At 75.0% G+C, this 17,384-nt stretch carries 10 protein-coding genes; 8 read left to right on the top strand and 2 right to left on the bottom strand.

What is annotated here, in order from left to right; all coding sequences use genetic code 11:
- The first annotated feature begins 73 nt into the window (after window positions 1-73).
- Entirely contained in the window at window positions 74-778 is a 705-nt protein-coding gene (locus ACFYX4_RS37705; protein WP_389343835.1) for a TetR/AcrR family transcriptional regulator, read from the top strand.
- 686 nt (window positions 779-1,464) lie between these two features.
- Here the strand turns inward: ACFYX4_RS37705 and ACFYX4_RS37700 are convergent.
- Window positions 1,465-7,122 (bottom strand): SDR family NAD(P)-dependent oxidoreductase, encoded by a 5,658-nt coding sequence (locus ACFYX4_RS37700; RefSeq protein WP_389343831.1) that lies wholly within the window; start codon window positions 7,120-7,122, stop codon window positions 1,465-1,467.
- A gap of 270 nt (window positions 7,123-7,392) precedes the next feature.
- The gene (locus ACFYX4_RS37695) at window positions 7,393-8,712 is read right to left on the bottom strand and encodes a phenylacetate--CoA ligase family protein (protein WP_389343828.1); all 1,320 of its coding nucleotides are present in this window, start codon (window positions 8,710-8,712) and stop codon (window positions 7,393-7,395) included.
- Window positions 8,713-9,098: 386 nt separating this feature from the next.
- On the opposite strand from ACFYX4_RS37695, the gene ACFYX4_RS37690 reads away from it, so the two are divergent.
- From ACFYX4_RS37690 to ACFYX4_RS37660, 7 genes are all read left to right on the top strand, one after another.
- Window positions 9,099-10,517 (top strand): ketoacyl-ACP synthase III family protein, encoded by a 1,419-nt coding sequence (locus ACFYX4_RS37690; protein WP_389343825.1) that lies wholly within the window; start codon window positions 9,099-9,101, stop codon window positions 10,515-10,517.
- 10 nt (window positions 10,518-10,527) lie between these two features.
- Complete coding sequence (locus tag ACFYX4_RS37685) at window positions 10,528-12,147, top strand: (2,3-dihydroxybenzoyl)adenylate synthase (protein ID WP_389343822.1); 1,620 nt, start codon at window positions 10,528-10,530, stop codon at window positions 12,145-12,147.
- Window position 12,148: 1 nt separating this feature from the next.
- Window positions 12,149-12,463, top strand: coding sequence for a phosphopantetheine-binding protein (locus tag ACFYX4_RS37680; protein ID WP_389343819.1), 315 nt, complete (start codon window positions 12,149-12,151; stop codon window positions 12,461-12,463).
- Window positions 12,460-13,944, top strand: a complete 1,485-nt coding sequence (locus tag ACFYX4_RS37675; RefSeq protein ID WP_389343816.1) for an amidohydrolase family protein — start codon at window positions 12,460-12,462, stop codon at window positions 13,942-13,944. The genes ACFYX4_RS37680 and ACFYX4_RS37675 overlap by 4 nt, the downstream gene beginning before the upstream one ends.
- A complete protein-coding gene (locus ACFYX4_RS37670; RefSeq protein ID WP_389343813.1) occupies window positions 13,941-14,753 on the top strand; it encodes a 2,3-dihydro-2,3-dihydroxybenzoate dehydrogenase in 813 nt (270 codons plus the stop codon). The genes ACFYX4_RS37675 and ACFYX4_RS37670 overlap by 4 nt, the downstream gene beginning before the upstream one ends.
- An 83-nt stretch (window positions 14,754-14,836) precedes the next feature.
- Window positions 14,837-15,505: an isochorismatase family protein gene (locus ACFYX4_RS37665; RefSeq protein WP_389343810.1), complete on the top strand. Its 669-nt coding sequence runs from the start codon at window positions 14,837-14,839 to the stop codon at window positions 15,503-15,505.
- Window positions 15,502-17,382, top strand: a complete 1,881-nt coding sequence (locus tag ACFYX4_RS37660) for an anthranilate synthase family protein (RefSeq protein ID WP_389343807.1) — start codon at window positions 15,502-15,504, stop codon at window positions 17,380-17,382. Before ACFYX4_RS37665 ends, ACFYX4_RS37660 begins: the two co-directional genes overlap by 4 nt.
- The last annotated feature ends 2 nt before the right edge of the window (window positions 17,383-17,384 follow it).

The following is a 17,384-nucleotide window of genomic DNA, read 5'->3' as shown; positions in this document are numbered from 1 at the left end:
TTGATCCATTCACGCGCCTCGCCGGCACCGCCGCGACCGCGCCGACGACTCCCTACGGACAGGTGGTTTCGCCATGTCGCAGACAGCGCCCCGACGCAAGTCACGCGCCTCGGCGGGGCTGCCGCCGATCACGGCGGACAAGATCATCGACAGTGCGCTCGAACTCACCGCCGAGCATGGGCTCGACGGCTGGTCGATCCGACAGGTCTCCACGAGGCTGGGCGTCTGGCCCGGTGTCATCGCCCACCACGTCGGCGACCGCGAGGCGGTGGTCATGGGCGTCACCGACCGGGTGATCTCCCGGATACCCGTGCCGGACGCGGACGTGCCGTGGCGTGAGTGGTTCCGCACGCTGATGCTCGGGGGGCGCGCGGTGCTGCGGCGGTATCCCGGGGTGGCCCGGCGGATGGTGGTGGTGGGGCCCAACGTCCCCTCGGCGCTGTCGACCATCGACATCGGCATAAAGGTGCTGCTGGACGCCGGGTTCGGGGAGCACGCCACGCAGGTCTACCGCTACCTGCTCAACAGCGCCTTCATGCTGGTGGCCGTGGAGGACGACCGCGGCGAATTCCCCACGGCGCGGGCGGACATGGGCCGCGCGATGGCCGCCTTCGCCGGTGACGACACCCACCCCGGCCTCGCCGCCGCGGCCGCCGAGGCGCTCGCCCGCGACACGGCTCCGCAGGACGTCGCCGAACACGAACTGGCCTTCTTCCGCTTCACGGTGGAACGCTCGCTGGACGGCGCGGAGGCAATGCTGAAGCCTCCGGCGGCCTGAACCACGGCCACGGCAGCGCCGGCTACGGCTGCCGCCGCCGGCTGCGGATGGCACCGCCCGCGATGGCTGACGCCATCGCCATGGCTGGCACCGCCCTCACGGCTGGCGCCGCCCGCTGCGGCTGATGCCCCGCGCTACGGCTGACGCCGCCCGCCGCTGGGGGTGAGTGCCGGCCGTATGTGAGTGAGGCGGGCTGCTTGCGGAGCTGCGGGCGCGCGCTGTGCGCGTCCGGCTCGGCGAGGGCGCCCTCGCGGTCCGGCTCGGCCGCCGCACCGCGTCGGCGTCGCTCGGCCACGCCCCGCCGGTCGTACAGGCCCGCCTGGAACTGTCCCCGCCCGGCTGTCCGCCGGCACCGGCCGCCGTCCCGCGGCTGTCCGCCGGCACCGGTCGCCATCAGGCAGCTGTCCGCCGGCACCCCGGCGCTGCCGTCCCGTGGCTGTTCGCCGGCACCGGCCGCCGTCCCGCGGGTGTTCGCCGGCACCCGGCGCTGCCATCGCGTGGCTGTCCGTCGGTGGTGCCCGATGGTCTGCCGTCGGCCCCGGCTGGAGGGCGGGGCTTCGGGGTGCGGAAGGGTGGAGGTGGGGGCGGCCGCGCCTCGCGGGGTGCGGTGGGCGTGGCAGAGGGGCCGGGTGGTGTTGCGTCCGGCCCCTCCGGGGATGGCGGTGGGCCGTCGGGCCCCTCCGTCGTTACGCCGTCGGCTGTTCCTGGGTGGCGTGGGCGTCTGTGAGGACGTCGGCCAGGTAGGCCGCTATCTCGCTCACCGTGGGGTAGTTCCACAGCAGCGTCGCGGGCAGGGCCACGCCCAGGTCGCGTTCGAGGGCGACCCGGATCGCCGCGGCGAGCAGGGAGTCGACGCCCGCCTCGGTGAGCGGCCGGTGGACCCCGACCGCGTCCGGCCGTACCCCGAGCACCGACGCGACCCGTCGGCGGACGTCCTCCAACAGGTACTCCGCCAGCTCGTCGCCCGTCAGACCGACCCAGTCGGGCACCTCCTGCGGCTGCGCGGCGTCGTCGGCGGCCAGTTCCGCGAGGAGCGCGGGACGCGGCCCGGTGTGGCCGCGCAGCAGGCCGATCACCGCCACCAGGCCGCTCGTGGCCCGCCCGGCGGTCTGGTCGAAGGCGCGCAGCGCCGCGTCCGGGGCGATGTCGGCGGTGCCGCGCGCCGCCAGCTCCACATCGGTCGCCTCCGCCGCCGTGGCCATGCCCATGCCGCGCCAGCTCGTCCACGCCATGGACACCGACTCCGTGTGCCCGCCGGTCCGCCGGTGCGCCGCGAGCGCGTCGAGGAACGAGTTGGCGGCGGCGTACGCGCCCTGGCCCGGGAGGCCGAGCAGCGGGCCGGCGGAGGAGAACAGCACGAAGAAGTCCGTCGTGCCCGGCGGGAACAGCTCGTGCAGGACCAGCGCGCCGTCCGCCTTGGGCCGCATGACCGCCCGCAGCTCCTCGGCCCCCAGCCGGTGCATCAGCGCGCTGTGCACCGTGCCCGCGGCGTGCACGACGCCCCGCACCGGCGGCAGGTCGAGCGCGTCGAGCCCCGCCCGCACCGCCGCCGCGTCGGTGACGTCGGCCGCGACCGTGCGCACGGTCACCCCGGCCGCCTCCAGCCGCCGCAGCGCCTCGACGCGCGGATCGCCGTCGGACCACAGGGCGCGCGGCGGCACCGGCGTGCGGCCCAGCAGTACGATCCGGCGGGCGCCGCGCGCCGCGAGGTGACCGGCCAGCTCGAGACCGAGCACGCCGAGACCGCCGGTGACGAGATACGTGCCGTCCGGACGGCAGGTGAACTGGGCCCCGTCCGGGGCGGGTTCGGCCGGCACCAGCCGAGGCGCGCACACCTCGCCGTCGGTCACGGCGAGCACCGGCTCGGCGGGCCGCAGATGCAGCAGGTGGAACAGCGGCCGTGCGGGCAGCTCCTCCGCCGGCCCCCGGGGCACGTCGACGACGCCGCCCCAGAACTCGGGGTGCTCGCTCGCCACGACCCGGCCCATGCCCCACAGCGGGGACCCGCCCAGGTCCGCGGCCTCGCGCACCCCCCGGGTCAGGCACCACAGCAGCGGCTTGCGGCCCGGCAGCGCGGCGATGCCGGCCACGAGGCGGGCGAACTCCACGGCCACGTCCGCCGGTTCGGAGCCGTCGGGCGCGAACAGCACATGGTCGGCGTCGGCGATCCCGGCCGGGTCGACGCTCACCGTCGCCCCGTGCACGGCGGCCTCCGGGACCAGCGCCCGCGCCACGTCGGTCGGGCCCAGCACCAGGACGGTACGGCCGACCAGGCTGGAGCGCGCCGCGCCGTCCACCGGGAACGACCGCCATGCCACCTCGAACCGCCCGCCGGAGCTCTGCTCCTCCCCGGACAGCTCTCCGTCGAGCTCGCCGTAATGCAGCCCGCGCAGCGTCACCAGCGACTCGACGCCCCCGAAGCCGCCGGAGGCAGCCGCGTCGCCCGAGACGCCTGAGGCATCCGAGGCATTCGAGACACCCGAGATGTCCGTGCCGTCCGAGACGCCCGCGTCGGCCAAGACGCCTGAGGCACCCGAGACACCTGAGACGCCCGAGACATCCGTGTCGCACGAGGCAGCCGCGTCGCCCGCGCCGGCCGGGGTGTCGCCCGCCTCCGGCAACCCCCGTACCTCGACATGCACCGTCGTCGGCCGGTCCTCGTCCAGGCGGACCGAGATGAGCGCGCGGCGCGGCGCGGGGCCGCTGCGGGTGACGCGGTCCACGTGTGCGGGCATCCGCAGCACCCCGGGACCGGGGAAGATCACCGACGCCATGGACAGCGCCGCGTCCAGCACCGCCGCCCAGCTGCGGTCGAGTTCCGCGCTCGCGACCGCCGTCAACGTGCCCTCGCCGCGCCGCAGTTCCTCGATCGTCCACGGGTACCCCATGTCGGCCACGCCGAGTTCCGCGAGCCGCTCGACGACGTACCCGGGGTCGAGCGCCTCGGTGGCGTCCGTGACGACGACCGGAGCCCCGGGCTCGGCGGACTCGCCGATCGCGGCGAGCGTGTGCGTCGACCACGCCGCGTCGGGCGCGCCCAGCCGGCGCGAGACCAGCCGCAGCCCGCCCTCGTCGCACACGATCTGCACCTCACGCGTGTCCTGCGGCGGGACGACCACCGGCTGGCGCAGCCGCACGTCGGTCAGGACGTCCGTACGGCCCGCGGTGAGGAAGGTGTTGAGCAGGACGGCGGCCGGCACGATCTCCGTGCCGAGGACGGGGTGCCGTCTCGGGTACGGCCGGGTGCGCAGGTTCAGCGTGGTCTGCCAGACCCGGGTGCGCGAGCCGTGCACCGCGGTCCGCGCGCCGAGCAGCGTGTCGACGGGCGGCTCGTCCCCGCCGCGCGCGTCCACCCAGTGCCGGTCGTGCTGCCAGGCGGTGGTGGGCAGATCGGTGCGGCGGCCCGCCGGTTGCAGCACCGACCAGTCGACCGCCACACCCCGGCAGTGCAGCGCGGCCAGCGAGGTCAGCAGCGTGGCCTTCTCGGGCCGGTTGCGGCGCAGGCTCGGCAGGACCAGCGCGTCCCCGGCCCCGGTACCGGCCCCGGCCAGGGTCTCGGTGATCGAGTGGCTGACCACCGGGTGCGCGGAGACCTCCAGGAACAGCCGGTGCCCGTCCTCCACCGCCGCCCGCACCGCCTGGTGGAAACGGACCGGGTTGCGCAGGTTGCCGGCCCAGTAGTGCGCGTCCTGCCGCCGCCCGTCGCGCGGGTCGTCGACCGCGGTGAGGTACAGCGGCACCCGGGCGGGTCGGGGTTCCAGATCGGCGACGGCGAGAGCGAGGTCGCCGCTGATCTCGTCCATGTGCGCGCTGTGGAAGGCGACGTCGGAGTCCACCCGGCGGACCGTCCAGCCGAGCGCGGCCCACCGCTCGGCGGCCTCGTCGACGGCGGTGATGTCGCCGGCCACGACGGTGGAGGAGGGGGCGGCGGCGATCGCCGCGCACAGGTCCTCCCGCGCGACGCCGATGCGTTCGCGCACCTCGTCGAAGGACCGGTCCACCATGATCATGGCGCCCTTGCCGGCGACCTTGCGCAGCAGCGCGGAGCGGCGGCAGATCAGGCGCGCGCCGTCCTCCTCCGTCAGCACGCCCGCCGTGACGGCGGCGGCGATCTCGCCCACCGAGTGCCCGATGACCGCGCCCGGCGCGAGACCGTGCCGGCGCCACACCTCGGCCAGGCCGATCTGCATGGCGAAGAGCATCGACTGGATGACGTCCACCGACCCCAGGTCGCCACCGGTGAGCACCTCGCGCGGCGTGATGCCCAGCTCCTCGGCGTAGACGGGGCCGAGCCGGTCCAGGGCGGCGGCGAACACCGGTTCCTCGACGAGGAGTTCGCGGCCCATGCCCACCCATTGGGCGCCGTGGCCGGAGAACACCCACACCGGGTTCCCGGCCCGGCCCGCCGGCTCGCCGGTCACGACGGCGGGGTCCGGGCGGCCCTCGGCCAACGCCCGTAGTCCTTCGGCGAGTTCGTCCCGGCCGGCGGCCAGGACGACGGCGCGGGCGGCGAGGTGCGCCCTGCGGTGGGCGAGCGTGTGACCGACGTCGGCGAGGCCGTGCGCGCCGAGCGCCCCGGCCAGCCGGTCCGCCTGCGCGGCGAGCCCCGGCACGGTCGCCGACGACACCGGGTACAGGACGGGCCCGGCGGCGGTGCTCCCGACCTCCCCGGCCTCCCCGACCTTCCCGGAGGTCCCGGCGTCCCCGGCCTCCCCGGCGTCCCCGGCCTCCCCGGCCTCCCCGGCCTCCCCGGAGGTCCCGGCGTCCCCGGACGTGCCGGCCTCCCCGACCTTCCCGGACGTCCCGGTTGCCCCGGGGGTCCCGACCTTCCCGAAGGTCCCGGCTTCCCCGGGGGTCCGGGCTTCCCCGGGGGTCCGTGCCTTCCCGGGGGTCCCGGCATTGCCGGCTTCCCCGGGGGTCCCGGTCTCCCCGGAGGTGCCGGCTTCCCCGGGCGTCCCGGCTTCCCCGGGCGTCCCGGCCCGCCCGGCGCCCGGCGTCTCCACCGCGTCCTCGGCGGAGACGTCCCGCGGCGCCTGCTCCAGGACCGCGTGCGCGATCGTGCCGCCGTACCCGTAGCTGGCCACGCCCGCCACCCGGGGCCGGCCGGTCTCGGGCCACGGCGTCGCCTCGGTCACCACGCGCAGGCCCGAGTCCGCCCACGGGATCTCCCGGCGCGGCCCGGCCGTCGACAGGGTGGGCGGGATGACGCCGTACCGCATCGCGAGCGCCGTCTTGATGAGCCCGGCGATGCCTGCCGCGGCCTCGCAGTGGCCGATGTTGGTCTTCACCGAGCCGATGAGGCACGGCGGGGCGTCCTCGCCGCGGGCCCCGACGACCGCGGCGAGCGCGGACGCCTCGATGGGGTCGCCGACCCGGGTGCCGGTGCCGTGCGCCTCCACGTAGTCGACCTCGTGCGGGACGACGCCGGCCGCCTCGTACGCCTTGCGCATGAGGTGCGCCTGGGCGGTGGCGCTGGGCGCCATGATGCCGTCGGTGCGGCCGTCCTGGTGGACGGCGGTGCCGCGGATCAGCGCGACGACCCGGTCCCCGTCGCGCCGGGCGTCGGCGAGCCGCTTGAGCACGACGATGCCGCAGCCCTCGCCGCGGCCGTAGCCGTCGGCGGCCTCGTCGAAGGCCTTGGAGCGGCCGTCCGGCGAGATGGCGCCCGCGAGGTCCAGGACCGTGGTCAGACCCGGCCCCGCCATCAGCATCACGCCGCCCGCCAGGGCGACCGGCACCTCTCCGGCGCGCAGGCTCGCGCACGCCTGGTGCACGGCCACGAGCGAGGACGAGCACGCGGTGTCGACGGCGAGGGACGGACCGCGCAGGTCCAGGGTGTACGAGATCCGGTTGGGCACGCCGCACAGCGAGGAACCGATGCCGGTCCAGGCCTCCACGCCGGGCAGGTCCTCCAGCAGCCGCCGCCCGTAGTCGTCGGTGCCGACGCCGATGAACACGCCCGTGTCGGTGCCCGCGAGGCCCGAGGCGGGGATGCCCGCGTGCTCCAGCGCCTCCCACGCGACCTCCAGCGCGATCCGCTGCTGCGGGTCGAGCTGGCGGGCCTCGGTGGCGGAGATGCCGAAGAACGAGGCGTCGAAGCCGGAGATGTCGTCGAGGAACGCGCCGTTCGACGTCACCCGGGACAGCACGGCCGCGTTCTCCCGCGACTGCGCCCGCTGCGGCGCCCACCGCTCCTCGGGGATCGGGCCGGACGCGTCCACCGCGTCCATCAGCAGCTCCCACAGGGCCCGCGGCGAGTCGGCGCCGCCGGGGAAGCGGCAGCCGATGCCGACCACCGCGATGGGATCCTCGGGGTTCGACGGGAGATGGGACAGATCGCTCATCAGGTCACCGCTCACGGTCGGGTCGTCCGCGGCGGACGACGACAGGAGGAAGGAGGAGGGAGAAAGGGGAGATAGGGGAGGCGGGGGAGCAGAGGGAGGCGAGGGAGGTGGGGGAGGCGAGGGAGGTGGGGGAGGTGGGGGAGCAGGGGGTGATGGGGGAGGCGGGGGATGTGAGGGAGACGGGTGTGACGAGGGCGCGGGGAAAGCCCGGGACGTGGCCGGGGGAGCCGGACGAACGCGGGGAGCCGGACGAACGCGGGGAGGGCCGCCTCATGCGAACGTGACCCCCTTGCTCCACGCGTCCCAGTCCTCGCCCTCCGCGAAGAGGTAGCGGGCCTTGAGGATGTCCCGCTGGGCGGTGAGCGCCTCGGCGGGGACGAGCGTGCCCGGGGGCAGCCCGGTGACGCGGTGCGGGACGCCGAGCCGGCGGTCCACGGCCTCGCCCAGCTCCTTGACGGCCCGGTCGCGGACCGCGTCCGGCGCCTCGAACTCGACGCGCAGCACGTCGCGGTGGGCCTTCGCCCGCCAGAACAGCACCCCGTAGCTCGCCGGCAGGCCGAACACCAGCTCCTCCAGGCGTTCCTGGGTGACCGAGGAGGAGCCCACCGGGTAGGCCGTGCCCGCCCGGCCGAGCACCCGCACCGTCGGCAGCGCCCACCCGCACGCGCACGGCTCGTCCGACACCTCGACCTCGTCGGCGAGGTTGTAGCGCAGCAGCGGCATCGCGTCCCGGTACAGCGGCGTCACCACCATCTGGCCCCGCCCGGACGGGGCCAGCGTGCCGGTGCGGGGGTCGTACACCTCGAAGACCGCGCGGTCCGCCCACAGGTGCAGCGCCCCCTGCGGGCACTGCCCCGCGATGGTGCCGGTCTCCGTCGAGCCGTACTCCTCGACGATCGGGACGCCGCCCCACAGCTCGCTCAGCCGTTGCCGGCGCACCGCGGTGAGCGGTTCGGCCGCGGTGAACATCGCCCGCAGGGACGGGAAGTCCTCCGCCGGGCGCAGACCTGCCGCCGTGGCCGCGGCGGCCAGCAGCGCGATCTCGGTCGGGTTGCACCAGGTCAGCGTCACGTCGAGGGACTTCAGGACGCGCACCATCCGCGACAGCGGGGTGGCCAGCGACCGGGCGTCGCCCGGCACGACGGTCGCGCCGCGCAGTCGTCCGGCGGCCTGCGCGAGATGACCGGTGATCACCAGCCCGTAGGGGGTGCGCACCAGGAACGTGTCGGAGCGGTGGATCCCGGTCCACTTGCGCGCGAACCGCTCGGCGAGGTCGGTCCAGTCCTCGTCGGTGTAGTACGAGGCGGTCGGGTCGCCCGCCGTGCCGCTCGACTCGTGGTAGGTGGCGAGCTCCTCGCGGTCCACCGCGAGCATCCCGAACGGGTACTGGTCGCGCAGGTCCTGCTTGGTGGTCGGCTCGACGCCGCCGAAGTCCTCCGCGGTGCGCGGCGCCACCCGGCCCCGGTAGCGGGCCGCGTAGAACGGCGAGCGCAGCGCCTGGGCGAGCACCCTGGGCAGCTGTGCCCGTTGCAGCTCGGCGAGTTCGGCGGCATTCGACCAGTCGCCCGGTTCCGGACGCGACCTCGACATGGGTTCTCCCTCGTGACCTCGTGAGTGCCTGGGCCGCCGTGGACGTCGTGCGGCGGCTTCGCAGCCAGCAGCACAGCAGCGGGGCCCGCACAGACGCGCGAGTAGTCGGTACTCAAATCGGCCACCCCGCCGGGCCCCCATGACCCCAGGAGCGACGTGCGCGACCCGGCCCGCACGGGGGGTGTCCGGGCCCCGGCCGGTTGAGTACCGCCTACTCATGAGCGCCGGACGCGACCGGTGTTGTGCTTGCGGCCGACGCACCTCCCGCCCTCGGCCCGGCCGGCCCCGTCCGGTCCGGTCCGCTCCCGGCGGAGACGGCGCCGGCGCACCGGGCGCGGTCCACCGCGCCGGCCATGAAGGACCAACCCCACGAAGGAGTCGGCTCGATGAGGACTGCGAACCTGTATCTCGCCGGGATCGGCAGCCACCTGCCGCCCCTGTTCCCGGCCGAGCGCGCGGTCGCGGAAGGTCTGTACGACGAGGGGGCCCGGCAGGCCTCGGGCATGCGGTCGGCGGCCGTCAGCGAGTCCACTCCCGCGCCGCGACTGGCGATCGACGCGGCCCGTGCCGCGCTCGCCGGCTCCGGGCACGGCCCCGAGGACATCGGCGTCCTGCTGCACAGTTACACGCACCACCAGGGCCCCGACGGCTGGTCCGCCGTGCACTACATCCTCAACAACACCGTGGACCGGCCGGTCCCGGCCGTCGAGGTCAAGCAGGGCTGCCTGGGCATGCTGGCCTCCCTGGAGATCGCCGCCAACCGGCTGACGGCCAACCCCACGCACGACGCGGCGCTGATCACCACCGGCGACAACTACTCGACGCCCGGCGTCGACCGCTGGCGGGCCTCGGGGCTGTTCGTGCTCGCCGACGCGGGTTCGGCCGTGGTCCTCTCGCGCCGCTCCGGCTTCGCCGAGCTGCTCGCGCTCGGCTCGCTGTCCGACTCCTCGATGGAGATCCTGCACCGAGCGGGGGAGGAGCTCTTCCCGCCGGGCGTCACCCGCGGCCGGGGCCTGAACTTCGCCGAGCGCGCCGAGAAGGTCCGCGAGCAGTGGGCCGAGGGCCAGGCCCCGCCGATCAAGAACTTCGGCGACCGCGTGTCGGAGATCGCCGAGCGCACCCTGAAGGAGGCCGGCCTGACCTTCGACCAGATCGACCGGGTGTGCCACGTCGGTTTCGGCCGCCCCGCCCTGGAGGCCATGTTCCTGCTGCCGCTGGACGTGCCCGAGGAGAAGACGGTCTGGGAGTACGTCAGCACGATCGGCCACACCGGCGCGGCCGACCTCTTCCTCGGCCTGGAACACGTGTGGCGCACCGGCCAGGTCGGCCCCGGCGACAACGTGCTCCTCATCGGCGCGAGCACGGGCATGGAGGCCGGCGCAGCCGTCCTCCGCATCACGGAGGCCGCGGAGGCCCGCGGGGCCGCGATGGCCGCCGACGCCGATGCCCGAGGGGACGCCGGCGCCGAGGCCGCCGAGGTCGCTCCCGCAGCTCGCGGAGCCGCCCGAGCCGACCGAGCCGGCGGGGCCGTCAAGGCCGCCGACGCCGATGCCCGTGGGGCCGCCGGCGCCGAGGCCGCCGAGGTCGCTCCCGCAGCTCGCGGAGCTGCCCGAGCCGGCGGGGCCGGCGGGGCCGTCAAGGCCGCCACCGCCGATGCCCGTGGGGCCGCCGGCGCCGAGGCCGCCGAGGTCGCTCCCGCAGCTCGCGGAGCCGCCCGAGCCGCCCGAGCCGGCGGGGCCGTCACCGGCGGCGAAGCCCCCGCCGCCACCCCGGCCGAAGCCCCCGCCGCCACCCCGGAAGCCTAGGAGCCCGACGATGCTCGACGGATGCACCCCCTGGCCCGAGGACGTCGCCCGTCGTTACCGCGAGCAGGGGATCTGGCGCGGTGACACGCTCGGCGCGGTGCTGCGCGAGTGCGCGCGGCGGTACGGGGACAGGACCGCCCTCGTGCACGGCGGACGCCGTGTCACCTACGCCGCACTCGACCGCTGGGCCGACCGCCTGGCCGCCGGGTTCGCCGCGCACGGGATCCGCCCGGACGACCGGGTCGTCGTCCAGCTGCCCAACGTGCCGGAGTTCGTGGCGATCGCCTTCGGCCTGATGCGGCTCGGCGCGAAGCTGGTGTTCTCGCTGCCCGCGCACCGCGCCAGCGAGATCACCCACCTCGTCGAGCTGAGCGGCGCGGTCGGGTACGTCGTGCCCGAGACGCACCGCGGCTTCGACCACCGCGAACTGGCCCTGCGGGTACAGGCCGAGACCGGCGCCCTGACCTCCCTGTTCGTGCTGGGCGACAAGGCCGAGGGCTTCGTGTCGGTGGCCGAGCTGGAGGCGGCGGCCGGCGAGGCGGCCCCGCTGCCCGAGCCCGACCCCGCGGACGTGGCCTTCTTCCTGCTGTCCGGCGGCACGACGGCCCTGCCCAAGCTGATCCCGCGCACCCACGACGACTACGTGTACATGTCCGAGCGGGCCGCCCAGGTGTGCGAACTGACCGAGGACGACGTCTACCTCGCGGTGCTGCCCATCGAGTTCAACTTCGCCTTCGGCTGCCCCGGCGTGGTCGGGACCTTCCAGACCGGCGGCACCGTGGTCCTCGCCGACACGCCCAACCCGGCGGACTGCTTCCCGCTGATCGAGCGGTACCGGGCCACCGTCACCGCGATGGTCCCCTCGATCATGGCGCTCTGGCTGGACGACGCCGAGTGGACCGAGGCCGACCTGTCCAGCCTGCGTCTGGTGCAGGTCGGCGGGGCGCGCATGCTCCGCGAGTTCACCGAGCGCATCCAGCCCACCCTGGACGCCCGGCTCCAGCAGGTGTTCGGCATGGCCGAGGGCCTGCTCACCTTCAGCCGCCCGGACGACCCGGACGAGTCGGTGCTCACCACCCAGGGCAAGGCGATCTCGCAGGCCGACGAGATCCGCGTCGTCGGCGAGGACGGCGACGAGCTGCCCGCCGGCGAGGTCGGCGAACTGCTCACCCGGGGCCCGTACACCCTGCGCGGCTACTACCGGGTGCCCGAGTACAACCGGCGCGCGTTCACCGAGGACGGCTTCTACCGCACGGGCGACCTCGCCCGGCTCACCCCCGACGGCGACCTGGTCATCGAGGGCCGCATCAAGGAAATGATCATCCGCGGCGGCGACAAGGTCTCCGCCGGCGAGGTGGAGGACCTGCTGCTCGCGCACCCCGCCGTCGCGGCGGCCGCGGTGATCGGCGTGCCCGACGAGTTCCTCGGCGAGCGGATCTGCGCCTACCTCGTCGCCGACGGGGCCGAGGTCTCGCTCGCCGAGCTCAAGCGGTCGGTGCACGCGCTCGGCGTCGCCGACTACAAGCTGCCCGACGTGGTGCGGTACCTGCCCGAACTCCCCCTCACCCCCCTCGGCAAAGTCGACAAGAAGGCGCTGGCCGCACACGCCGCGTCCGAGCAGGAAGGCTGACGTGGACACCTCTTCCGTCCCCATATCCGTCCCCACCGAACAGGAGCTGCGGACGACGCTGGCCCCCGTGCTCGGGATCCCGCAGGACGCCATCGAGCCGGACGCCAGCCTCGTCGTCCTGGGCCTGAGCTCGCTGGAGATCATGCGGCTGGTCAGCCGCTGGCGCAAGCAGCGGATCCCGGTCGAGTTCGAGGCGCTGGTCGCCTCGCCCACCCTCGCGGGGTGGCTCACCCACTTCGAGTCCCTCGCCCGGCCCGCGCCGAACGAGCCCGCGCCGAACGAGCCCGTGCCGAACGAGCCCGGGGCGGCGTCATGAGCGTGCAGCTGATCTCCGGCGGCACCGTCTACACCGCCGACGACCGGGAGTCCGTGCACGCGCGCGGCGCGGTGCTGATCGTGGACGACCGGATCGCCGCCGTCGGTCCCGCCGCCGAGGTCGACGAGGCGGTCGCCGCCCTCGACCCCGCCCGGCGGGCCGGCCTGCGCACCGTCGACGCCCGCCGGATGATGGTCCTGCCAGGCTTCGTCAACGCGCACTGGCACGAGATGTTCGCGATGCGCCTGCCGATGCGCGGCGCCCTGCGGCCCGTGTCGGACCGCGACGACCAGGTCGCGTTCATGGGCGGCGGCGGCGACATGCACCAGATCTCCGCCGCCTTCGACCGGTTCGACGACCTGATCGACGACATGACGCCCGACGAGGCCCAGGCCATCGCCGAGTACTCGATGTGGACCCAGCTGCGCGGCGGCGTCACCACCCTCGGCGACATGGGCTCGCTCAACCGCCCCGCGTCCATGGTCGCCGCGGCCCGGCGGCTCGGCATCCGCTTCTCCGCCAGCACCTGGGCGAGCGACGCGATCTGCCCGCCCGAGCAGTCGCGCCGGGTGCGCACCCGCGACGCCGACCGGATCCTGGCCGGCTTCGAGGAACTCCTCGGCCTGGTCTCCGCCGACACCACCGGCCGGCTGCGGTGCCGGCCCAGCATCGCCTATGTCACCAACATGACCGACGAACTGGCGCGCGGCATGGCCGAGTTGCGGGCCCGCCACGACCTGCCCTTCGCCACCCACGTGGCCGCGCTGCGCAACGAGGCCGCCGTGATGCGCACCTACCACGGCGAGACCGGGCTGCGCCGCCTCGCCGAATTCGGCCTCGTGGACGACCGGTTGACCGCCGGACACGCCGGCTTCCTCGACGAGCACGAGCAGAAGCTGATGCTCGCGGCCCGCGCCCACATCAGCCACTCGCCCGGCAAGTACGGCCCGTCCGGCGAGTCCTCGCTGACCGAGACCGGCGTCGTGCCGGCGCTGCGCCGCGCCGGGCTGGACGTGTCGCTGTCCACCGACGGCTCCTCGACGCCCAGCGCCGGCATCGCCGAGACGATGCGCGCCGCCTGGCAGATGTACAACGAGATGAGCGCCGACCAGACCGAGGTGCTGCCCACCGACGCGCTCGCGATGGGCACCCGCATCGCCGCCAAGGGCCTGCGCTGGGACGACGCCGTCGGCAGCCTGGAGCCCGGCAAGCAGGCCGATCTGCTGCTGATCCCGGCCGACGACTGGCGCTACCTCCTCAACCCCCGGCCGCTGGAGAGCTTCCTGTGGCTGGCCGGATCCACGGACGTGGACACGGTGATCGTCGGCGGCCGCACCCTGCTGCGTGGCGGGAAGAGCGTCGAGGTCGACGAGGCGGCCCTCCAGGAGCGCTACCTCGACGCCCTGCGCGGCTTCTCGACCCGTGCGCTGCGGATCCCCGGCGAGGTCGTCGGGCGCGTCCTCGGTCAGGTGACCCGATGAGCGCCCCGGCCGTGCGCACGCCCCCGGCGACGCCGCCCGCCGAGCTGTCCGGGGTGGCCGTGGTGACCGGCGCGGCGGGCGGCATCGGCGCCGAGGTCGTCCGGGCGCTCACGGCCGCCGGCGCCCCGGTGGCGCTGCTCGACCGGGACGTCACCGCGCTGTGGGAGCTGGCCGCTGTCCTGGAGAAGGACGGGCACCGCGTGTTCGCGGTCGCCGCCGACGTCGCCGACAGTACGGCGGTGGACGCGGCGATCGCCGAGGTGGAGGCCGAACTCGGGCCGATCACCCACCTGGTGAACGCGGCGGGCGTGCTGCGCAGCGGACCGGCCGCCGAGCTCACCGACGAGGAGTGGGACGTCACCTTCGCCGTCAACGCGAGCGGCGTCTTCCACGTCAGCCGGTCCGTCGCCCGCCGGATGACGCCCCGCGGCCGGGGCTCGATCGTGACGGTCGCCTCCAACGCGGCGTTCACGCCCCGGGCTTCGATGTCCGCGTACGCGGCGTCCAAGGCCGCCTCCGCCATGTTCACCAAGTGTCTCGGCCTGGAACTGGCCGGCCACGGCATCCGCTGCAACGTGGTCGCCCCCGGCTCCACCCGCACCCCCATGCTCACGGCCCTCCAGGGCGACGCGGCCGAACGCGCCTCCGTCGAGGGCGTCCCGGACGCCTACCGCGTGGGCATCCCCCTCGGCCGGATCGCCGAGCCCTCCCACATCGCCGACGCGGTCCTGTTCCTGCTGTCGGAGCGTGCGGCCCACATCACGATGCACGAACTGACCGTGGACGGCGGAGCGGCCCTGGGCGGCTGAACCACACGCCTCCCCACACGGCGACCGTCATCGTCCGCGCCCCCACGGCGCCGTACCTCCCCGACCCAGAAAGGAAGACCGACGTGGCGATCGCGCCGATCGACCCGTATCCGATGCCGCACCCCGCCGACCTCCCGGCGAACACCGCCTCCTGGACCGTCGACCCGCGCCGGGCGGTGCTGCTCGTGCACGACATGCAGCACTACTTCCTCGCCCCGTTCGCCGAGGCCGCCCAGCCGCGCACCGACCTCGTGGCCCACGTCGCCGCGCTGCGCGAGCGATGCGCCGCGCTCGACGTGCCCGTCGTGTACACGGCACAGCCCGGCGGCATGACGCCCGAGCAGCGCGGGCTGCTCCAGGACTTCTGGGGCGCCGGCATGTCCGGGGCCCCGGCGGACCGCGGCATCCCCGAGGCGGTCGCGCCCGGCGCGCAGGACACCGTCCTGACCAAGTGGCGGGCCAGCGCCTTCCACCGCACCGGCCTGCTCGACCTGCTCCGTGAGCGGGGCCGCGACCAGCTGGTGATCTGCGGGGTCTACGCCCACGTGGGCATCCTCCTCACCGCGTGCGACGCCTTCGCGCACGACGTCCAGCCCTTCGTCGTCGCCGACGCGGTCGCCGACTTCACCGCCGAGCACCACCGGATGGCCCTCGAGTACGCGGCGACCCGGTGCGCCGTCACCCTGCCGACCGCCACCGTGCTCCAGGCGCTGTCGGCGCCGGCCCTCGCGCCCGTGGGAGGCCCCGAGTGACCGCACTGGAGGAACTGGCCGACTCCGGCCGCCCGTTCGCGGTGCTGCACCGCCCCGAGAGCGGCACGCCCGGCCATGTCGACCTGCTCACCGGCGAGTTCACCCAGGTCGCCGGCACCGCCGAGCTGCCCGTGCCCGACCTCGGCGCGCCCGGCGCCCACGAGGTGCTCGCCGTGCTGCCGTACCGGGTGATCGGCGAGCGCGGCTACGACCACCACGACGACGGCGAGCCCGTCCTCGCCATGTCCGTGCGCGAGCAGAGCCTGCTGCCCGTCGACGAGGTGCTCGACCTGGTGCTGCGCTGGCCCGTCGAGACCGGCGAGGGCGGCTTCGACCTGGACGACGAGGCCTACGGCGACCTCGTGCGCCGGGTCCTCGCCGAGGAGATCGGACACGGCTCCGGAGCCAACTTCGTCCTCAAGCGCACCTACCTCACCGAGATCCCCGCCTGGTCGGTGCGCACGGCGCTGGCCCTGTGGGGCCGGCTGCTGCGCGGGGAGCCCGGCGCGTACTGGACGTTCCTCGTCCACACCGGGGAGCGCACCTTCATCGGCGCGAGCCCCGAACGGCACGTCAGCCTCGACGACGGCGTCGCGGTGATGAACCCGATCAGCGGCACCTACCGCTACCCGGACGACGGCCCGACCCCCTCCCGGGTGCTGGAGTTCCTCGCCGACGGCAAGGAGACCAACGAGCTGTACATGGTGCTCGACGAGGAACTGAAGATGATGAGCCGCGTGTGCGACGACGCGCATGTGGTCGGGCCGAACCTGAAGGAGATGGCCCACCTCGCCCACACCGAGTACCGCATCGTCGGGCACAGCCACCGCGACGTACGCGAGATCCTGCGCGAGACGCTCCTCGCGCCCACGGTGACCGGCAGCCCGGTGGAGAGCGCCTGCCGGGTCATCGCCAGATTCGAGCCGGCGGGCCGCGGCTACTACTCCGGCGTGGCCGCGCTGATCGGCCGCGACGCCGCGAACCGCCGGCGCATGGACTCGGCCATCATGATCAGGACGGCGGACGTGGACGCGGCGGGCCGGATGCGGATCGGCGTCGGCGCCACCCTCGTACGCGACTCCGACCCGGCCGCCGAGGCCGCCGAGACCCGGGCGAAGGCGGCCGGACTGCTCGACGCCCTGCACCGGCCGGCCCGCACCCGCCGCCCCGCCGGACTCGACGGACACCCGCGGATCCGGGCCGCCCTCGACCGGCGCAACGCCCCGCTGTCGGACTTCTGGCTCGCCCCCGCCCCGGCCCGGCCGGGAGCGCGCGGCAAGCTGCTGATCGTCGACGCCGAGGACACGTTCACCGCGATGAGCGCGCTCCAACTGCGCAGCCTCGGCTGGGACGTGACCGTCCGCCGCTTCGACGAGCCGTACCGGATCAGCGGCTACGACCTCGTCGTGCTCGGCCCAGGGCCAGGCGACCCGCGCGACGCCACCCACCCCAAGATCGCGCATCTGCGCGCCGTCACCGGCAGCCTGCTCAACCTGCGCATCCCGTTCGTGTCCGTGTGCCTGAGCCACCAGATCCTGTGCTCGCTGCTCGGACTGCCGCTGCGCCGGCTGGACTTCCCCCACCAGGGCGTGCGCCGCACGATCGACCTGTTCGGCGTCCCGGAGCCGGTCTACTTCTACAACACGTTCACCGCCCGCTCCGACGGCGCGCTGCTGACCGGCCCGCTGTGCCCGGGGCCCGTGGAGGTGGCGCACGACCCCGCCACCGGCGAGGTGCACGCGCTGCGCGGCCCCGGCTTCACCTCCGTGCAGTTCCACCCCGAGTCCGTGATGACCCGCCACGGCTCGGCGATCCTCGACGGCCTGGTCACCGGGGCGCTCGCGCCGGTGCCGCACGGAGCGGAGCTCACCGCGTGACC

Source organism: Streptomyces sp. NPDC002328, assembly GCF_042890065.1.
Classification (GTDB): Bacteria; Actinomycetota; Actinomycetes; order Streptomycetales; family Streptomycetaceae; genus Streptomyces.
Note: the sequence above shows the minus strand (reverse complement) of the source record. Positions and strands in the feature narration are given on the sequence as shown.